This is a genomic window from Faecalibacterium sp. I4-3-84, from assembly GCF_023347255.1.
GTDB lineage: Bacteria > Bacillota > Clostridia > Oscillospirales > Ruminococcaceae > Faecalibacterium > Faecalibacterium taiwanense.
Genome location: NZ_CP094466.1, coordinates 1,116,711 through 1,134,420 on the forward strand (window position 1 = coordinate 1,116,711; position 17,710 = coordinate 1,134,420).

General features: G+C 54.5%; 15 protein-coding genes and 1 tRNA gene. 8 read left to right on the forward strand and 8 right to left on the reverse strand.

Features of this window, described 5'->3' with window-relative positions:
* The first annotated feature begins 9 nt into the window (after positions 1–9).
* Positions 10–1,794, forward strand: a complete 1,785-nt coding sequence (locus tag MTP41_RS05545; RefSeq protein ID WP_005922849.1) for an ABC transporter ATP-binding protein — start codon at positions 10–12, stop codon at positions 1,792–1,794.
* The gene (locus tag MTP41_RS05550; RefSeq protein WP_249236385.1) at positions 1,795–3,543 is read left to right on the forward strand and encodes an ABC transporter ATP-binding protein; all 1,749 of its coding nucleotides are present in this window, start codon (positions 1,795–1,797) and stop codon (positions 3,541–3,543) included.
* A 112-nt stretch (positions 3,544–3,655) separates the two neighbouring features.
* On the opposite strand, the gene MTP41_RS05555 is transcribed toward MTP41_RS05550, so the two are convergent.
* Positions 3,656–3,985, reverse strand: a complete 330-nt coding sequence (locus MTP41_RS05555; protein ID WP_020990050.1) for a helix-turn-helix domain-containing protein — start codon at positions 3,983–3,985, stop codon at positions 3,656–3,658.
* A gap of 373 nt (positions 3,986–4,358) precedes the next feature.
* Between MTP41_RS05555 and MTP41_RS05560 the strand changes: the two genes are divergently transcribed.
* The 4 genes from MTP41_RS05560 (at position 4,359) to MTP41_RS05575 (ending at position 7,515) form a co-directional block, all read left to right on the forward strand.
* Complete coding sequence (locus MTP41_RS05560) at positions 4,359–4,907, forward strand: sigma-70 family RNA polymerase sigma factor (RefSeq protein WP_005922843.1); 549 nt, start codon at positions 4,359–4,361, stop codon at positions 4,905–4,907.
* Positions 4,900–5,142, forward strand: a complete 243-nt coding sequence (locus tag MTP41_RS05565) for a helix-turn-helix domain-containing protein (RefSeq protein ID WP_020990051.1) — start codon at positions 4,900–4,902, stop codon at positions 5,140–5,142. The genes MTP41_RS05560 and MTP41_RS05565 overlap by 8 nt, the downstream gene beginning before the upstream one ends.
* 295 nt (positions 5,143–5,437) lie before the next feature.
* A complete protein-coding gene (locus tag MTP41_RS05570) occupies positions 5,438–5,707 on the forward strand; it encodes a hypothetical protein (RefSeq protein WP_005922837.1) in 270 nt (89 codons plus the stop codon).
* 98 nt (positions 5,708–5,805) lie between these two features.
* Positions 5,806–7,515 carry a recombinase family protein gene (locus MTP41_RS05575; protein ID WP_044960212.1) on the forward strand — a complete coding sequence of 570 codons (1,710 nt, stop codon included), beginning with the start codon at positions 5,806–5,808 and terminating at the stop codon, positions 7,513–7,515.
* A gap of 57 nt (positions 7,516–7,572) precedes the next feature.
* Here MTP41_RS05575 and MTP41_RS05580 read toward each other — a convergent pair.
* From MTP41_RS05580 to MTP41_RS05595, 4 genes are all read right to left on the reverse strand, one after another.
* Positions 7,573–7,659: transfer RNA gene (locus tag MTP41_RS05580), tRNA-Leu, on the reverse strand.
* 218 nt (positions 7,660–7,877) lie between these two features.
* The gene (locus MTP41_RS05585) at positions 7,878–9,200 is read right to left on the reverse strand and encodes an SLC13 family permease (protein ID WP_097777281.1); all 1,323 of its coding nucleotides are present in this window, start codon (positions 9,198–9,200) and stop codon (positions 7,878–7,880) included.
* Entirely contained in the window at positions 9,197–9,931 is a 735-nt protein-coding gene (locus MTP41_RS05590) for a response regulator transcription factor (protein WP_044954127.1), read from the reverse strand. The genes MTP41_RS05585 and MTP41_RS05590 overlap by 4 nt, the downstream gene beginning before the upstream one ends.
* Positions 9,921–10,994, reverse strand: coding sequence for a sensor histidine kinase (locus tag MTP41_RS05595; protein ID WP_097777280.1), 1,074 nt, complete (start codon positions 10,992–10,994; stop codon positions 9,921–9,923). Before MTP41_RS05595 ends, MTP41_RS05590 begins: the two co-directional genes overlap by 11 nt.
* Positions 10,995–11,165: 171 nt before the next feature.
* Between MTP41_RS05595 and MTP41_RS05600 the strand changes: the two genes are divergently transcribed.
* Both MTP41_RS05600 and MTP41_RS05605 read left to right on the forward strand, forming a co-directional pair.
* Positions 11,166–12,188, forward strand: a complete 1,023-nt coding sequence (locus MTP41_RS05600; protein WP_097777279.1) for a threonine aldolase family protein — start codon at positions 11,166–11,168, stop codon at positions 12,186–12,188.
* A gap of 154 nt (positions 12,189–12,342) precedes the next feature.
* Complete coding sequence (locus MTP41_RS05605) at positions 12,343–12,858, forward strand: PTS sugar transporter subunit IIA (protein WP_249236386.1); 516 nt, start codon at positions 12,343–12,345, stop codon at positions 12,856–12,858.
* Positions 12,859–12,922: 64 nt separating this feature from the next.
* On the opposite strand, the gene MTP41_RS05610 is transcribed toward MTP41_RS05605, so the two are convergent.
* From MTP41_RS05610 to MTP41_RS05620, 3 genes are all read right to left on the reverse strand, one after another.
* On the reverse strand, positions 12,923–13,567 hold the full coding sequence (locus MTP41_RS05610; RefSeq protein ID WP_249236387.1) for a YczE/YyaS/YitT family protein: 645 nt from the start codon (positions 13,565–13,567) through the stop codon (positions 12,923–12,925).
* 49 nt (positions 13,568–13,616) lie between these two features.
* Positions 13,617–14,561 carry a GTP-binding protein gene (locus tag MTP41_RS05615; protein WP_249236388.1) on the reverse strand — a complete coding sequence of 315 codons (945 nt, stop codon included), beginning with the start codon at positions 14,559–14,561 and terminating at the stop codon, positions 13,617–13,619.
* Between the two features lie 119 nt (positions 14,562–14,680).
* Positions 14,681–17,710 carry an EAL domain-containing protein gene (locus MTP41_RS05620; RefSeq protein WP_249236389.1) on the reverse strand — a complete coding sequence of 1,010 codons (3,030 nt, stop codon included), beginning with the start codon at positions 17,708–17,710 and terminating at the stop codon, positions 14,681–14,683.

A 17,710-nucleotide genomic window follows, 5' to 3' on the forward strand; every position in this document is an offset into this window, starting at 1 on the left:
GTTGGACTTATGTTCCAAAAAGTATTTGAATATGCCGGACCTCATAAAAAAGGCCTCTATGCTGCAACAGCCATCGTGCTGGTCAGTGTTCTGCTGGGTGTTTTTCCCTTTGTGCTGGCATATCAGGTAATTGCACCGCTGGTCATGGGGGAGGCAATCACTGCTTCCTTTATCATCCAGCATGTCATACTGGTCTTGGTATGTCTGGTGCTGCAAGCTCTTTTCTATGGCTGGGGCCTGAATCTCTCTCATAAAGCAGCTTATGACACGCTGCTCCGCCTGCGGACGGCTCTGCAAAAACGGTTTGAAAAACTGCCGCTGGGTGTTATTCAGGACAAAGGCACTGGCACCGTGAAAAAGCTGTTCGTGGACGATGTAGACAGTCTGGAAGTTCTGCTGGCACACTCTATGCCGGAGGGCATCGCCAACCTGATGGTTCCCATTGCAGTTTATGTGGCAATGTTCTTTGTAGACTGGAAGCTGGCACTGTTATCTTTGGCATCCATTCCGCTTAGCTTAGTTGCCATGATGACGATGTATTCCGTTGGTATGAAGAAAATGGGACCTTACTATATGGCCGGGCAAAAGATGAACAATACCATTATTGAGTACATCAACGGTATGGAAGTCGTCAAGGTTTTCAATAAAGACGCAGATTCTTACGAACGGTTCCGCAAAGATATATCAGATTATCGGAACTATACACTGGCATGGTATAGGGCGGCATGGCCGTGGATGGCGATTTACAGCAGCCTGCTTCCTTGTACCATCATCCTGACCCTGCCTGTGGGTGCATGGTTTGTCCTCTGCGGCTGGTCGGCTCTGCCCAATTTGATTTTGGTGCTGTGTCTTTCTTTGAGTATCGGTATGCCGCTGCTGAAATCTCTTGGCTTTCTGCCAACCATGCCCCAGCTCAACTATAAAATCTCCGCATTGGAGCAGGTGTTGGATGCGCCGGAACTTCAGCAGACGAATGATAGATTCCATGGAATAGATGACACCATTACTTACGACCATGTTTCTTTCGCTTACCAGACAACACAGCCCAGCCCGGATGGAAAGCCCGCGGTGGTTGAGGATGAAGTTCTCCATGATATTTCCTTTACGGCAAAGGCTGGACAAAAAACTGCTCTTGTCGGTGAATCTGGCTCAGGCAAGAGTACCTTGGCAAAACTGCTGATTCACTATTATGACCCGCAAAAGGGCAGCATTTCCATCGGCGGACAGAAACTTTGCGATATGAGCCTTGAAGCATTGAACAGTCGTATCTCCTATGTGGCGCAGGATCAGTATTTGTTTAATACTTCTCTGCTGGAAAACATCCGGCTCGGTCGGTTGACTGCAACGGATGAAGAAGTAATAGAGGCCGCAAAGAAAGCTCAGTGCATGGAGTTCATTGAAAAACTTCCGCAGGGCATTCACTCCATGGCAGGCGATGCCGGAAAAATGCTCTCCGGCGGTCAGCGTCAGCGTATTTCTCTGGCGCGAGCAATCTTAAAGGATGCCCCCATTGTGGTTCTTGATGAAGCAACAGCCTATGCTGACCCCGAAAATGAAGAAAAGATGGAAGCAGCCATTGCAGAACTTGTAAAAGGCAAGACCCTCGTGGTGATTGCTCACAAACTGCCCGCCATTATGAATGCCGATCAAATTTGTGTCATCGACCACGGAAAATTGGTAGCAGCGGGTAAGCATCAGGATTTGATTCGCTCCTGCCCTGAATATCAGAAATTGTGGAAAGCCGCACAGGACAGTGCCGAATGGAAAGTACACACTGCAAAGGAGGGAGCCTAAATGTTTGCGATGTTTTCAAGAATTTTGAAACTCTCCGGCCGTTATAAAGGCCGTATTCAAGGTGCATTCGTTTGTGCGTTTTTGGAATCCATTTTGTCAAAAATGCCAATTGTTCTTGCCTTTGTAGTTTTAAGCCGCTTTGCAGCTGACACACTGACCAGCCAGACTTGCCTTTATATCGGCCTTGGACTTGCCGCAGCAGTGTTGGTGCAAATGCTTGTTCATTACCTCAGCGACAGCCTGCAAAGTGCCGCAGGATATTTGATGTTTGCGGATAAACGCATGGAACTGGGCAGCCATCTGCGGAAACTTCCGATGGGCTATTTTACTTCCGGCAACATTGGCAAAATCAGCTCTGTTCTTAGCACGGATATGGTATTCATTGAAGAAGTCGCTATGAGTACGCTGGGCAACATGATGGGCTATCTGCTGTCCTCCTTGATTCTGCTGGTATTCATGTTTTATTTGAACGTACAGCTTGGTTTGATTGCTGCCGCCGTCACGGTTCTGGCATGGCTGGTGTCAAAAGGAATGAACAAGGTTTCCCTGCGGGAAGCCGCAGAGCGGCAGGAGCAGAGCGAACGGCTGACCGATGCGGTGCTATCCTTTGTGGAGGGCATTGGCGTCATCAAGAGCTACAACCTGCTGGGCGAAAAATCAGAAGAACTGACTGACAATTTCCAGCGTTCCAGAAACACCTCCCTTGCTTTTGAGCAGAAAATGACACCATGGACAATGAGTCTGAATATCCTTTACGGCATTGGTATTGCGGCGATTTTCGGCTTGTCGATTGTATTGGAACAGCGCGGCGCACTTCCGCTGGCCTATGTGCTTGGTGTTCTGCTGTTTGTGTTTGACCTCTTTGGACCGCTGAAAGCTCTTTATGGGGAAGCATCTCGCCTTACCGTTATGAATGCAGCTCTTGACCGCATTGAAGCAGTCCTAAATGAGCCTGAACTTCCCGACACGGGCAAGCAGCATCTTCCTGCACAGGCACAGCCGGGACAGCCAGAAGTTCAGTTTAACGATGTTGTATTTGCTTATCAGGACAAAGAAGTTCTGCATCATATCAGCTTTGCCATGAAGAAAGATTCTATGACTGCTTTAGTCGGACCTTCTGGCAGCGGAAAGTCTACTATTGCCAATTTGCTGGCTCGGCTTTGGAATGTAAAATCTGGCAGCATAATAATAAGAGGTATGGACATTCGGAACGTGCCTTTGGCAGAGCTGATGGAGCAGATCAGCATGGTATTCCAGCGAGTGTACTTATTCCAAGATACCATTTACAACAATATCAGCATAGGCAAACCGGACGCCACAGAGGAAGAAGTCTATGCAGCTGCTAAGAAGGCCCGCTGCTATGATTTCATCATGGCGTTGCCTGATGGATTCCAGACCGTAGTTGGTGAAGGCGGTGCTACACTCTCCGGCGGTGAAAAGCAGCGCATCTCGATTGCACGCTGCATTTTGAAAGATGCCCCTATCATCATTTTGGATGAAGCTACCGCAAGCGTAGATACTGATAACGAAAGCTATATTCAGGAGGCCATCTCGGAACTGGTAAAGGGCAAGACACTTCTCGTAATCGCCCACCGTCTGAATACCATCCAGAATGCCGATCAGATTTTGGTCATTGACAACGGCCAGATTGCACAGCAGGGCACGCACGAAGAACTTTTGAAGCAGCCCGGCATTTATCAGGAGTTTGTCAACATCCGAAAGAATGCGGCTGGATGGAGCCTTGCTTAACAAAATTCAGCGTATGCGATGCGGAGGTTCCATTGTGCGTATATCATAATCCGTCCGCATAGAAACAAATAGGTAAAAAATAACGCGGCCGGGATTGATATATCCGGCCGCGTTATTCGTCTTTTTGAAATGCTTCCGCCTGTTTGCAAAGCGCAATATATTTTTCAATTTCCGCCTCACTTTTCCCGGCAAAGAAGTCTACAACTGTTTTTGAAACCGTCTGATTTACCATGTCTGGAAAAATGGCAGCATCCACGCTGATATTTAACTCTTTGGCGACAAGAGCCACCGTTTCAAATTTGGGGTTACTCTGGCAGGTTTCCAAATCTATGATTGTACGGGCGTTCATATTGAGCCGTTCAGCCAATTTTCTCTGTGTCAAATGCTGTCGCTTGCGTTCTGACCGCACTTTCCATGCAAACAAGTCAAGAGGATTGTTCACTATACATCACCTCTACCTCATTGTAGGGTGTGCTATCGCTCATATAAATAGCCATGCAACTCACATTATGTGAGTTATAGCTCATAATTTGAAGCAAAGAGCTATATGGATAAGAGTATCAAAATAAAGGAGTTCAAAATAAAATGGGGCTTACCGCCCACTCGAAAAGCCCTAACACCAATTAAAAAAATATTCAAATAACGTAGGGGCGAGCCATACTCATAGAAGTGAGTTGTGGCTCGCTTTTTATATACTTCAATTCACATCCGATAAAGCCCCGCATTTTGACAACCTACGATTGGGTATCGGATGCCGTTCTCCGCCTCGTTTTGCTCCGGCCTATAAACCCGAACAGAACGAAAGGAACAATTCTATGAACGGCAGGAAAAATTTTCATACCAATCTTAAAAATCAGCCAAATGAACCCGTTGGTGAACGAGTAGTGAGCGAAAGGGGAAGAAAAGAGCTGCCTCCCAGCACGAGGGGAGGTGAAAACTTGAAACCAAACCGCTACTACGAACACAAGCAGCACGCCTTTGACAGCTACTGCAAAAAGGTGTTGAAATGCGAGGCATGTAACGGCTATCGGCAGATCAGCCGTCATCAAAAACGTTTTGCATCTTTGGAAGAACTGTCCGAGGCAGATGTGGCCCAGCTTGCAGTTTACGATCGTTACTCATGGGAGTATACGGCTTTTCCCGTGGGAAATGCTGTTGTGCTAATCGAGAACGACCGATTGGCCACAGCACTTCTACGGCTGTCACCAAAAGACCGGGAAATTTTTATGATGCACTGGTTTCTATGGATGACAGACGAACAGATAGCAAAGTGCATGGGCATGGCCAGAAGAACGGTCAATACTCGCAGGTATAAAGCCTATCGGCTGCTGAAAAAGCTGATGGGAGGTGAAGCGGATGACTAAATCTGCGCACACACGGGCATCGCTGCTTCCTTACCCGATAATCGCTGCCGCTGTTGCAGGAGACGCCGAAGCAGTGAGCCGGGTAGTCCGGCATTATTCTAGCTACATTGCTGCACTGTCAACTCGGACGAGCTATGGCTCTGACGGCTATCCTCGTCTGCAAGTTGATGAAGAACTGCGCAATCGTCTGGAAGCAAAACTGATAATTGCTATCCTTGATTTTGACTTGACCTGATTCAACGTAGGCATCGTGTGCTGTTCCCCTTTCCATACGGTGCCTTTTCTAGTTCTTTGACAAAGAAAGCCCGCAGGACAATGGCGGTGCATCATAGAGCAAACGGATACGTTGCTGTCTGTATCGAGCCGGACGGTTGGTGCGCCACGATGCTTTTCTCTGAAAAGTGGAGCGATCACCACCACGCCGCAATGCAAGCGCGGCTGCTTGCGGGCCATGACATACAGGCAGGCTGATACTCCCTTACCGTCAAAGTCCGAGCGTTCAGAGCGTCGCAGGCAATGAGTAGGGCTGCATGAGGAATGCAGGGGTGAGATTCCCGTGGGCTGCTGCCAGCAGCCGTCCGTTGGCTCATTTTTTGATTTTAAGAAAGGGGATTTTTACGATGCAAGCGAAAAAGACAAACCCTGAAAAAACAAAAAATCCAGAGATGCTTACTCTGGATTCGACTTATCGTATTGGCAATCGCTCCTTTATCGTTGAGCCGGTGTTCAAAGAAGAAAGTTCCCAGACCTTAGGAGAAGTTCTTCTCCGGCTGATGAAATCCGAAAGCGAAAAATTATAATGACCTTTCGGGAGGCAGCGGACAGAGAAAGCGGATTGTGTTATAATATAGGTGTACAAGTGAATTTGCTATTCGACTGTCCCAAGAAAGGAGCGAGTATGAAACAGTCGAGTAACAAGAAATCCCGTGAAGCAACCGCTTTTCTCTATGAGCGTCTTTCCCGTGATGATAATTTGGAGGGCGAGAGTTACAGCATCGGCAACCAAAAGAAACTGCTCACCAAAGTTGCAAAGGAAAAAGGCTATACCAATCTGGTTCACTTTCTGGATGATGGCATTTCCGGCGTGACCATGAACCGTCCCGGTTTCGTTGAAATGATGCAGCAGCTTGAACAAGGAAAAGCCTCTGCTGTGTTCGTCAAAGACCTTTCCCGTCTGGGCCGAAACTATATCGAGGTCGGGCGGCTGACAGAAGAATTTTTCCCAGACCATGACATCCGACTTGTTGCCGTTTCGGACAACATCGACACGGCCGAGGGAGAAAACGAACTGGCACCCATCCGAAACCTGTTCAATGAGTGGTATGCCCGTGACATCAGCAAGAAACGCCGTATCAGTAATAAAATCAAAGGCAACTCCGGCGAACCGATGGGACTTCCTCCCTATGGGTATATCAAGGACCCGAACAACCCCAAGTACTGGGTCATTGATGAAGAAGCTGCACAAGTTGTCCGGCGCATTTTTGATATGACGTTGGAGGGCTTTGGCACGGAACAGATTGCCACCCAGTTTGAAAAGGAAGGCATCCTGACGCCGCAGGCCTACTGGATTCAGAAAGGCATCGGCCGTCCCGGAAAGACCAAGATGCGCCCCGCCACCAAGTGGAATGGTTCCACGATTACCCATCTTCTGTACCAGCAGGAGTATTGTGGTGATGTTCTGAACTTCAAAACCTACTCCAAGTCCTACAAGAATAAGAAGCGGATTCATAACGACCCGGAAAATTGGGTAGTGTTCCAAAATGTTCACGAACCCATTATTGAACGTGCCGTGTTTGAACAGGTACAGCAGAAGCGTGGAAAGATGCGCAAACGCCGTACCAGCAACGGAGAACACAATATGTTCTCCGGCCTGCTTGTCTGCGCAGACTGCGGCTGCAATCTGCACTTCCACTTCAATCAGGGCAACCCGGAAATCAAGTATTTCAACTGCTCCAACTACAAGGGCAACCGTGGTACCTGTCAATCCACCCACTACATCCGGGTAGACTTTCTGGAAGAAGTGGTGCTGGGCGAGATTCGGCGGCTGACCAAGTTTGCCAGCCTCTACGAGGACGACTTTCTGAAAGCTGTTATCGGGCACTCCCAGCAGGCGGACGAAGCCGACCGCAAGCTGAAAGAGAAAGAGTTGAAAGCTCTCCTTGCCCGTGATGAAGAACTGGACGGCCTCTTTGAGCGCATCTATGAGGACAACGTTTCCGGCAAAATCTCTGATGAACGCTTTTCCAGAATGTCCCGGAGATATGAGGACGAGCAAAAGGAGCTGACCGAGAAAATCAAACAGCTCCGCTCCGAAATCGAAAAGCAGAGCAGCCGCACCATGACAACGGATATGTTTATCAGTCTGGTTCGCAAGTACACCAGAGCAAAAAAGCTGACACCCCGGATGCTGAATGAACTGGTGGAAAAAATCGAAGTGTTCAATGCAGAAAAGGTCAACGGTGTATGGGAGCAGCGGCTCCGCATTCACTACAACTGCGTGGGCACCATCGAGATTCCAAGCGCACTTCCTTTGCCGACACCTGATGTGTCGGTGAATACAAGAAAAGGCGTAGTTGTGAACTACGCCCCCTGTGATGTCGCTATTTAGCAAATAAAAAAATGACGAATGTTCTTTGACAGCTAAATGCTGTAAGAACATTCGTCATGGTGCGGATAAGAGGACTTGAACCTCCACCGAGTTGCCCCGATTAGAACCTGAATCTAACGCGTCTGCCAATTCCGCCATATCCGCATATTCTGTTTTGTTCGTGAGCTGTGTTGCTCGGAACGATAGTTATTATACCAGATATGGCAGAATTGTCAAGCATTTTTTCGAAAAAACTTTTCCCTCACTGCAAAACGTCATACTTTCGCGAAAAAAGCCCTCTGCAGGCCGATTTTCCGGCGGTGCAGAGGGTCGGAGTTTCTTTGTTTTTTCTTCAGCAGGCAGCCGTGCCGGAGGCCAGCAGATCAGACTTTGCCCCACACCAGCCACAGGTACGCATAGCCTGCCAGCACGGCGGCCAGCGTAAAGGGCACGCCGATGCGCAGGAAGTCGCGGGTGGTGACGGTCTCGCCGTTTTTGCGCAGAATGCCAATGGCCGCGATATTGGCCGAAGCACCGATGGGGGTCAGGTTGCCGCCCAACGTTGCACCGGTGAGCAGGCCGAAGTAAAACACATAGGGTTCCACGCCCACGCCATCGTTCATCAGGGCGGCGATGCTTTGCACCACCGGCAGCATGGCGGCCACGTAAGGGATGTTATCGATGAAGGCCGAAAGCACCACCGACACCACCACCAGCAGGGTGAACAGCCGGAAGGGGCTTTCCCCTGCCACGGCATGGAACAGCCGGGCTGCTGCGTCGATAACACCCGCCGCGTGGATGCCCGCGATCACGATGAACAAGCCAAACAACAGCAGCAGGGTGTCGCAGTCCAGCTCGCCCAGCACATGCGCCAGCGGCTTTGCCGACCCTGCCCGCAGGCAGGCGCGCGCCACGCCAAACAGGCACAGCCCCATGCACACAAGACCGCTGCGCAGCTCGTACACCGTGTGCAGCGGCCCGGCTGCAGGCTCCGGCAGGAAGGATGCCGCAATGAGCAGACCCACCGTAAGCAGCATCAGAGCGGCGGGCACATCGTCCTCCACCTCAGTCTCCACCTTTGCGGCGATAGGCTGGGTCTCGCGGCGGAACAGCCACAGCAGCACTGCCAGCGAAGCAAGTGCGCCCAGCTCTACGCCCCAGAAGATGCCCGGACGGCCCCGCATCCAGAAGAAATCGAAGAAATTCATGTCGGCAAAGCTGCCCAGCAGGATGCTGGTGGTGTCGCCCACCAGCGTGGCCGCGCCCTGCAGGTTGGAAGACACCGCAATGGCAATGAGCACCGGCACCGGCGAGATCTTCAGCTTGCGGGCAATGGCAAGGCCCACCGGTGCCACCATGAGCACCGTGGCCACATTGTCCACAAAAGCACTGATGACACCGGCGAACAGCGCCAGCATACACACCGCCCACTTGACATCCGGCACACGGACGATCAGCATTTCCGCCAGGCGGGCAGGCATTTTGCTCTCGATGAACAGTGCCACCGTACCCATGGTGCCCGCCATCATGAGCAGCACATTATAATCCACGGCCTGCAGCGCGGCGCGGAGTGAAAACTCGTAGACCCCCGCCTCGCCCAGCACAATAAAGAGCACCGCACTGCACAGTGCCACCCACGGGCGGTACTGCTGCAGCCGCAGCATCAATACATAGGTAACAGCAAACAGGATCAGTGCAAGTATCATTCGTTGATCTCCCCGCTGCGGGCATCCTCGTCGATCATGCGGTAGCCCACGCCCAGCTCATTGAGGATATAGGCATTGCTGCCCGGACGGCTGCCCAGCTTTTTGCGGATATTGGCCATGTTCACCTGCAGCTTTTTGGTGCTGCCGATGTCGGTATCACCCCAGATGGCCTTGACGATGGCCGCATAGGTCATCACGCGGCCCGCGTGCTGGGAAAGGAACGCCACGATGTTGTATTCGGTCTGGGTCAGCTTGATCTCCTGCTCGTCCACGAACACCTTACGGCGGTCATAGTTGATGCGCATTCCCTGTGCGCGGAACTCACCCGCCGGGGCATTGCCGCCGTGCATGGCACTGTAGCGGTTCAGCCGCAGGGCAGCGCGCACGCGGGCCAGAAGTTCGCCGGTGCTGAAGGGCTTGGTGATGTAATCATTGGCACCCAGATCCAGCGCTTCGATCTTATCCATCTCGTCGGTGCGGGCCGAGAGCACCACGATGGGGGTCATATACTTCTGCCGCACGGTGCGGATGAATTCCAGCCCGTCCCGGTCCGGCAGGCCCAGATCCAGAATGACCAGATCCGGGTTGTGGGAGGCGAACAGGGTCAGGCCCATGGTACAGGTATGAGCCACCAGCGCCTGATAATCGTTGGTGGTGAGCAGCGTTTCGATAAAACTGCAGATATTTGCCTCATCCTCTACGATCAGGACCTTGAATTTGTTATTGCTCATCTTCTGCATCCTCCATTTCAATTTCTTCGGTCTCCAGCCAGAAGCGGATGGTCGTTCCCTCACCCAGACGGCTCTCGGCCTTGATCTCGCCGCCGTGCGCCTTGATGATGGCCGCACACACCGAAAGGCCGATGCCCATGCCGTGCTTGCGGCTGTCTGCCGGTACATCCGGGTCGGTGCCGGAGAACAGCGTTTTCAGCCGTTCTCTGGGGATGCCGCAGCCATTGTCCGTCACCTCGAACACCGCACGATTGCCCACCGTGAACACCTTCAAGGTCAGTTTTGTCATGCCCTCGGCGTGCAGAGCGGCATTTTCCAGCAGGTTCATCAGCACCTGCTGGATGAGCATGGAATCCATGGGGATCACGATAAAGGCATCCGGCGTTTCCAGCTCCACCGGGATCTCCGGGTAGCGCTTGCGGAACTTGACCAGTACCGTATCCAGCAGTTCGTCCAGCACAGTGGGGGTCTTTTGCACCGTCACCTTCTCGCTGTCGATGCGGGTGACGGAAAGCAGATTCTCCACCATGCGGGTCAGCCACTGGGCATCGCTGCAGGCTTCGCCAAGCAGTTTAATGGTCTTTTCCTTATCCAGCGAGTCATAATTTTCGATCACAGTGGAGCAGGCACCGTAGATGGAGGTGAGCGGGGTGCGCAGATCGTGAGAAACCGCGCGCAGAAGGTTTGCACGCATCTTCTCCTTCTCGCTTTCCATACGCAGCTGTTCCTGCTTTTTGATGCGGGTGGTGAGGGTGCTGGTCATGATGGACACCACCAGCATCACAAGGCCGGAGAACAGGTTTTCCGACAGGGTAAAGTTGAAGGCGAAATACGGTGAGAGGAAGGCAAAGTTCACAGCCAGCACGCTGATGAGCGAAGCCGCCACGCCCCACGCATAACCTTCTGTATACATAGAGGTAACGAATACTGCCAGCATAAAGATAAGCATTGCCACGCCCTCAATGCGGCCCATAACGGCCTGTGTAAGCATCACCATGGCATAGGCGGCGAACAGAGCCAGCAGCATTACGGTGGCATCCCGCACAAGCGTCTGTTTTTTCATGCACATTCCCCTTCCCAAATAATATATTCCGTTTCCCGCATTATACCATAGAAAAACTAAAGATACAGTAAAAATCCTTTGCCGTAAAGAGGGACGTGATTTGACACTCCCTCTCCCCCGTAGTAGAATAGCCTTATCAACACTTTATCTCACTGGATCAGGAGTAACGATATGCTGTATTTCGAGAACGACTACTGTGAGGGTGCACACCCTGCCATCCTGCAAAAGCTGGCCGAGACCAACTTTGAAAAGGTGCCCGGCTATGGCACCGACCCCTACTGCGCCAGCGCCAAAGCAAAGATTTGCGCTGCCTGCGGCTGCCCGGATGCAGACGTGACCTTCATCTCCGGCGGCACCCAGACCAACGCCATCGTCATTGCGTCCATGCTGCAGCGCTGGCAGGGCGTGATGGCTGCTGTCACCGGCCATGTGGCTGCACACGAAGCCGGTGCCATTGAGTATACCGGCCACAAGGTCATCGCCCTGCCCGCCCACGAGGGCAAGGTGAGCGCCGCCGATGTGCGCGACTGGTGCGCCACCTTCTATGCCGATGCCAACCACGACCACATGGTGTTCCCCGGCATGGTATATATCTCTCACCCGTCGGAGTACGGCACCCTGTACACCAAGGCTGAGCTGGAAGAGCTGCACGCTGTGTGTCAGGAGTACCACATGCCCCTGTTCATGGACGGCGCACGCCTGGGCTACGGTCTGATGGCCAAGGGCACCGATGTTACCCTGCAGGATATCGCCCGCCTGACCGATGTGTTCTACATCGGCGGCACCAAGGTGGGCGCGCTGTGCGGCGAGGCCGTGGTGTTCCCCCACGGCGCACCGGCCCACTTTATGACTATGGTCAAGCAGCAGGGCGCGCTGCTTGCCAAGGGCCGTCTGATGGGCCTGCAGTTCGATGTGCTGTTCACCGATGATCTGTACACCCGCATCAGCCGGAACGCCATCGAGACCGCCGACCGTCTGAAGGAGGGCCTTGCTGCCAAGGGCTACCGCTTCTATATGGAGTCGCCCACCAATCAGGTGTTCCCCATTCTGGAAAACAGCCAGCTGGAAGCGCTGGAGCCACTGGCAAAGTTCGGCTTCTGGGAGAAGTACGACGACACCCACACCGTGATGCGCATTGCCACCAGCTGGGCCACCCGCATGGAGGAGATCGAGCAGCTGATCGACCTGATGTGATGCTGCCAAAGATTTTTGGCGGTTTTATGCGGGATACCAATTGCAATTTCTTTCACAATGTGGTATCTTTTGGGTATACCACATTGGGTTCGGAGACGGCCGGTTGCACTGCGCCGCCGCTTCCTGTAAAGTGATTAGAAAGAAGGTATTTTACATGGGATTTTTTGATAAGCTGTTCGGCGGCAAGGCCGAGCAGGAAGAGACCGCCAAATTCTTTGGTCAGAGCAAGACCGTTCTGACCCCCATCCGCGGCAAGGTGCTGGCACAGGCCGACATCCCCGACGAGACCTTTGCACAGGGCATCCTTGGCCCCGGCTGCGGCATCGAGCCCACCGGCAAGACCGTGTATGCTCCGTTTGACGGCACCGTGGAACAGGTAGCTTCCACCCTGCACGCTGTGGGCCTGACCAGCGAGGACGGCATGGAGATCCTGATCCATGTTGGCATGGACACCGTGGAGATGAACGGCAAGGGCTTCAAGGCACTGGTCAAGGTGGGCGACAAGGTCAAGGCCGGCACCCCGCTGCTGAAAGTGGATCTGGATGCCATCAAGGCTGCAGGCCATCCCACCGCAACGGCCATCATCGTGACCAACGGTGATGACATGGGCGAGCTGAAGATGCTGGCCGAGGGCGATGTGCTGGCCGGCACTCCGCTGTTCAAGTTCTGATTTCTGCACAGCAAAAGGCGTGCACTTCCGCAAAGGAGGTGCACGCCTTTTTGATTTCCCGATCTTACTGGCCGCCCGGCTTGTAGTGCAGCACCCGCTCCGACACCAGCCCGTTGAAGAACTGGATGAAGGGTCCCAGGCAGAAGGCACAGATCAGCGTACCGATGCCCACAAGGCCGCCCAGCAGCCAGCACAGCAGCGCACACAGTGCATCGGTGAACACGCGGCAGCCGAAGTACGGCACCGGGGTGTAGTCCCGCAGGCCCAGCGAGAGGTAATCGTACGGGGCGATGCCCAGATCTGCCGTCTGGTACAGCGAAGCCCCCAGCGCCGTGACCGGCACCGCCAGCGCCACCCACAGCAGCTGCACCGGCAGGCCCAGCGCCTCGGCCGGGCCAAAGTGGGCTGCAATGGGGTCGTAGAAGGCCGTGACAATGAACCCGACGCCAATGCCGTTGACAAAGGTGCCAAGGCCGATGTACTTGCGCCCGAACCAGAACTGCAGTGCAAAGAACAGGATGTTCGTGCACAGGTTCTGCACGCCCAGCGAGATGCCCAGCATCTCGGCCAGACGCATATTCAGTGCGCTGATGGAGTCGTTGCCAAGGTGAGACTGCTTGAACAGTGCAATGCCCAGCCCGATGATCACAATACCGACCACCATGCCGAGGATGCGCCGCACCGAGGGCATCTGCGGGTTCTTTTTCATGATTCTGTTCTCCTTTTTTTGCATCAGTTTTACAACGTTCGTTGAAAGCTCAGCGGTGAAGCTGCGTTTCGATCCTTGCCCTGTCCAGTCCTTCGCCAATGACGATGAGCACATCCTGCCCCTGCGGGATGGGTTCCAGTGTTCTGCCGGCAGCGGTGGCGTTCAGCTCCAGCCAGCCGGTGGTGCCCTGCGGGTCCGGTGCAAAGCCCTTCACCCGCAGCACATGGCCGCAGGCGGCATCCGCAAACAGATGGTCGGCAGCGGCCTGCAGCTGCTGCAGCGTCAGGTGCTGCTCCAGAAAGCACAGAGAGCTGAAGGCTTCGTGCTCGTCAAAATGCAGCTTTTCGCAGCTGGCCTGCCTGCAGCCGCAGGCCGCAATGACGGCAAGGTCGGCATCGGTAAGCCGTGCCCAGTCCTTGGTGATGATCTCTTCCGGCGCAAAGCAGCGGGAGCACTTGCAGTCCTCCAGCGCACGGGTCAGGTGGGCCACGGCGGCAGCGGTCTGCTGCTGCCCGGCCAGCTGGGTACGGCTGACCAGCACCCGGCCCGCGTTGGCCGTCTCGGATGCCAGCACGTACTCAGCCTGCGGCGAAAGCGTTTCCGGCAGCATGGCATCCACTATGGCGATCACATTGCCGATGTGATACCAGCGGTCCAGCGGGTCGTCCCGCAGCACATCAAAAAACTCGTCCACATCAAAGATGCCGCTGGGTTCCACCACCACCCGGTCAAACCCGCGCATGGCCATGGCAATGAGCTTGGTGCGCATCCGGCGCTGGTGGGTGTCGCAGTCGCATCCGCCGCTGATGGTCTCAAGGTCGCAGTTCGGGCCAAGAAGGTCCTGCACCAGCATGGCATCCACGTTCACCGCTCCGAAGTCGTTTTCCAGAATGCAGACGTTGTGGCCCTGTGCCACCAGATACCGGACATACCGACGCAGAAAGGTGGTTTTGCCTGCACCCAGAAAGCCGGTGATAAGGTCTACCTGTACCATAATAAAAAAGCACCCCCTGTGCTGTTGTTTGCCCGATTCCAGTATACCGCAGCAAACTGCAATACGCTAGTGGCAGATGCAAAAGCCCCGCATTTCTGCGGGACTTTTTATGTTCGTATTCAGCCGCTGTCGGATACAGAGCTGTACTCGGCAATGATTTTGCGGGCGGCAGGTGCCATTTGGGCCGGTACGGCGGCAGGCTTTGCAAGGAAGTAGCCCTGCAGCGCATCCGCGCCCAGCTCTATGACCTTGCGCAGTTCGGCGGCGGTCTCCACGCCCTCGGCAATGATCTGCATACTGCGCGGGTGGGCATAGGCCACGATGTTCTGCACGATCTGCTGCTTGTCCAGGTCGGTATCGATGCCGCGGATGATGGCGATATCCACCTTGATGAACCGGGGCGAAAGCTCCAGCAGGCTGTTCTCGTTGGCAAAGCCGCTGCCGTAATCGTCCAGCGCGAACATGCCGGAGAAGCCCGGCGCATGGCGCTTGGTCTCCAGTGCTTCGTGGTCGATCTCCTCTTCCTCGGTGATCTCAATGACCATCTGGCGGCACAGCTCATGCCAGCGGCTTTCCATATACTCGCTGTCCTCTCTGGGCAGGCAGACGCTTGCAATGGAGTTGATGAACAGCATCGTGTCCCTGCGCACAAGGCCCTCGCTGCGCAGGTGGTCGAAGGTCTCCAGCGACTTGAAGAAGGTCAGCCGCTCGATCTCGCACAGTGCGCCCTGCTCCCGCGCCAGCTTCATGATGGTAGCGGGCGAGCGCAGCGCTTCCCTATCGGAGCGCATCAGGGCTTCGTAGGCCATCACCTTGCCGGTGCGGGCCGAGAAGATGGGCTGGAATACATAGTACACCCGCTCCTCGGTAAGCAGCTGCTGGAAGTCGCGTCTCAGCTGTGCGGCCTGTGCTTCCTGCTGGTAGATCTCCATGCTGAACTCTTCCAGATGTCCCTTGTTGGTGCGCTTGACCTGATAGAGGGCAAAGTCGGCATACTTTTTCAGGGTGTCCATATCGGTGCCGCTGGCCGGGTACCATGCCACACCGCCGGAAATGCTGATACGCAGCTCATTGCCGCTGGGCAGGATGGCAACGCTCTTCTGCATAGCGCTGCTCAGGGTGCGGATCTTCTCACGGATCTGATCCTGACTGGAATAGCCGTAGAACAGCAGCACGAACTCATCGCCGGAAAGGCGGGACACCACAGTGCCATTGGGCGTGTTCTCAGCAAGGCAGCGACCCGTGCGGTGGATGTACTGGTCGCCCCAGTCGTGGCCGTAGGTATCGTTGATGTGCTTGAGGTTGTCCAGATCCATCATCAGCAGAGCTGCAACGCCCAGCTGGTGCGGATTGCGGAACAGCTCTTCGCTCACGCGGTGGAAGGCCTGACGGTTATACAGGCCGGTCAGGATATCGTAATCGCGTTCGTGCTCAATACGCATGCGCTCCAGCGTGGCGGCGGTAACGTCCTCAGCCAGACCCACCTGCGTGGTCTGGTCGTTGGTGACGCGCAGCATGATGTAGCGGGTCTCGCCCTCCTTGCGGATGGTGAGCATCTTGTCCCCCTCTGCCGTAGTGGTGCAGGGATGGGAAAGTTGGATGTGGCTCAGCTTTTCCTCAAAGCGGCGCACACTCAGGAAGCAATCCTTGGGCTGGGGGGCACCCAGCAGCGCAAAAAAGTTATCGGTAACATACACACTGCCAGTGTCGAACCGCAGCTCATAGCCGCCCAGCTCCACACTGGCCATGTCCATGATGCGCAAAAACTTTGTGGAGTTGTTCAGCAGCTCGCTGTTCAAGCTGGTCAGTGCATCGGCCAGACGGTCCAGCTCCCGGATGTTGGTATGGGACAGCTGCGGGAACTGCTTTTTCTCCTGCCCGTCCACCACTTCGTGATACAGCAGCTCCACCGGATGGGCCAGATTGCGGGCAACGACCAGACTGCCCAGCGCGCCCAGCACCAGCGTAAACGCAATGGCAATGGCGATCACGCTGCGCACATTGTCTGCAAAGGCAAACAGCACCTTGCTGTTCACGGTGCCGATCAGCAGCCAGCGCTCATTGGAAAACGGCGCGTTGCGGCTGTACAGGGTAATGGGCAGGGCCACGGCATAATAGTCTTTATTCCGTAGCGTCAGCCAGCACTCGTCCGCCCGGAGTTCGCAGTTCATCATGCCGGCCGGTGCTTCCAAAGCGGTCACGTCCTCGCTGGAAGTGACCGCCTTGCTGACGATAAAGGAGGTATCTTTCTCATCAGCAGTGGTGGAGACTAAGAAGTAGGTGCCGGTATTGCCGTCCTGCAGTTCACTGTAAGGCAGCTTTGTCTGCAGGTAACTGGTAAGAAGCTCCACACCCACCACACCGTAGATCGTGCCGTCCGGCAGGATCAGCGGCTGGGAGTAGGCAATGGCGGTGCGGCTGTCGTCGCCTATCTTATAGACACTGGTGGTCCAGCGGCCGTAATCCTCGGCGTTCAGCCTTGCGCCGTCCTCCCACGCGGTCTGGAAGGGAGTCTTGAAAAAGCCGTTGCCCTTCAGGCCGTAGTAGCGCAAGGTGGGCTGCCAGCTTTTATCGGTGGTGATGCTCAGCTTTTTGACCACCGCCGAGCTGCCGCGCTCGATCATCAGATCGGCGTTGTCCCCCGAAGGGCGGGCATCCGGGTCCAGATCCCGCAGGTAGATGCCGGGCAGGCCGCAGCCCACATCAAGGTTGTACAGATTCACGGTGTTCAGTACCACAAAGATGCCACTGACCGGTTTTGCTCGCAGGGTGCTCACCAACTCCGGCGCAATGGCCGTGAGCAGTGCGTCGCTCTTCTCACGGCTCGTGTTCAGTTCGGCCAGATCGAGCTGGCCTTCTTCCTGCATGGCAAGAACGGTATTGTTGATGTGCTCCGACAGATCGGTCAGGTTCTGTGCATCCTGCATCAGGTCCTGCACGTAGCTGACGCGGTTGCGCACCTGCATGTTGAGCATGTCCTTGGCGTTCTGGTTCAGCCTGCCGTCCACATTGGTAATGGTAATGCTGACTGCCAGCAGCACCACCTCTACCTGCATCACCAGCATCATGGCGCTAAAAATGGTGCGGAAGATAGGCCTGCCCGTTTTTTTGCGCCGGGCGGCATCCGTATCCTTCTGTCTGCACAGCAT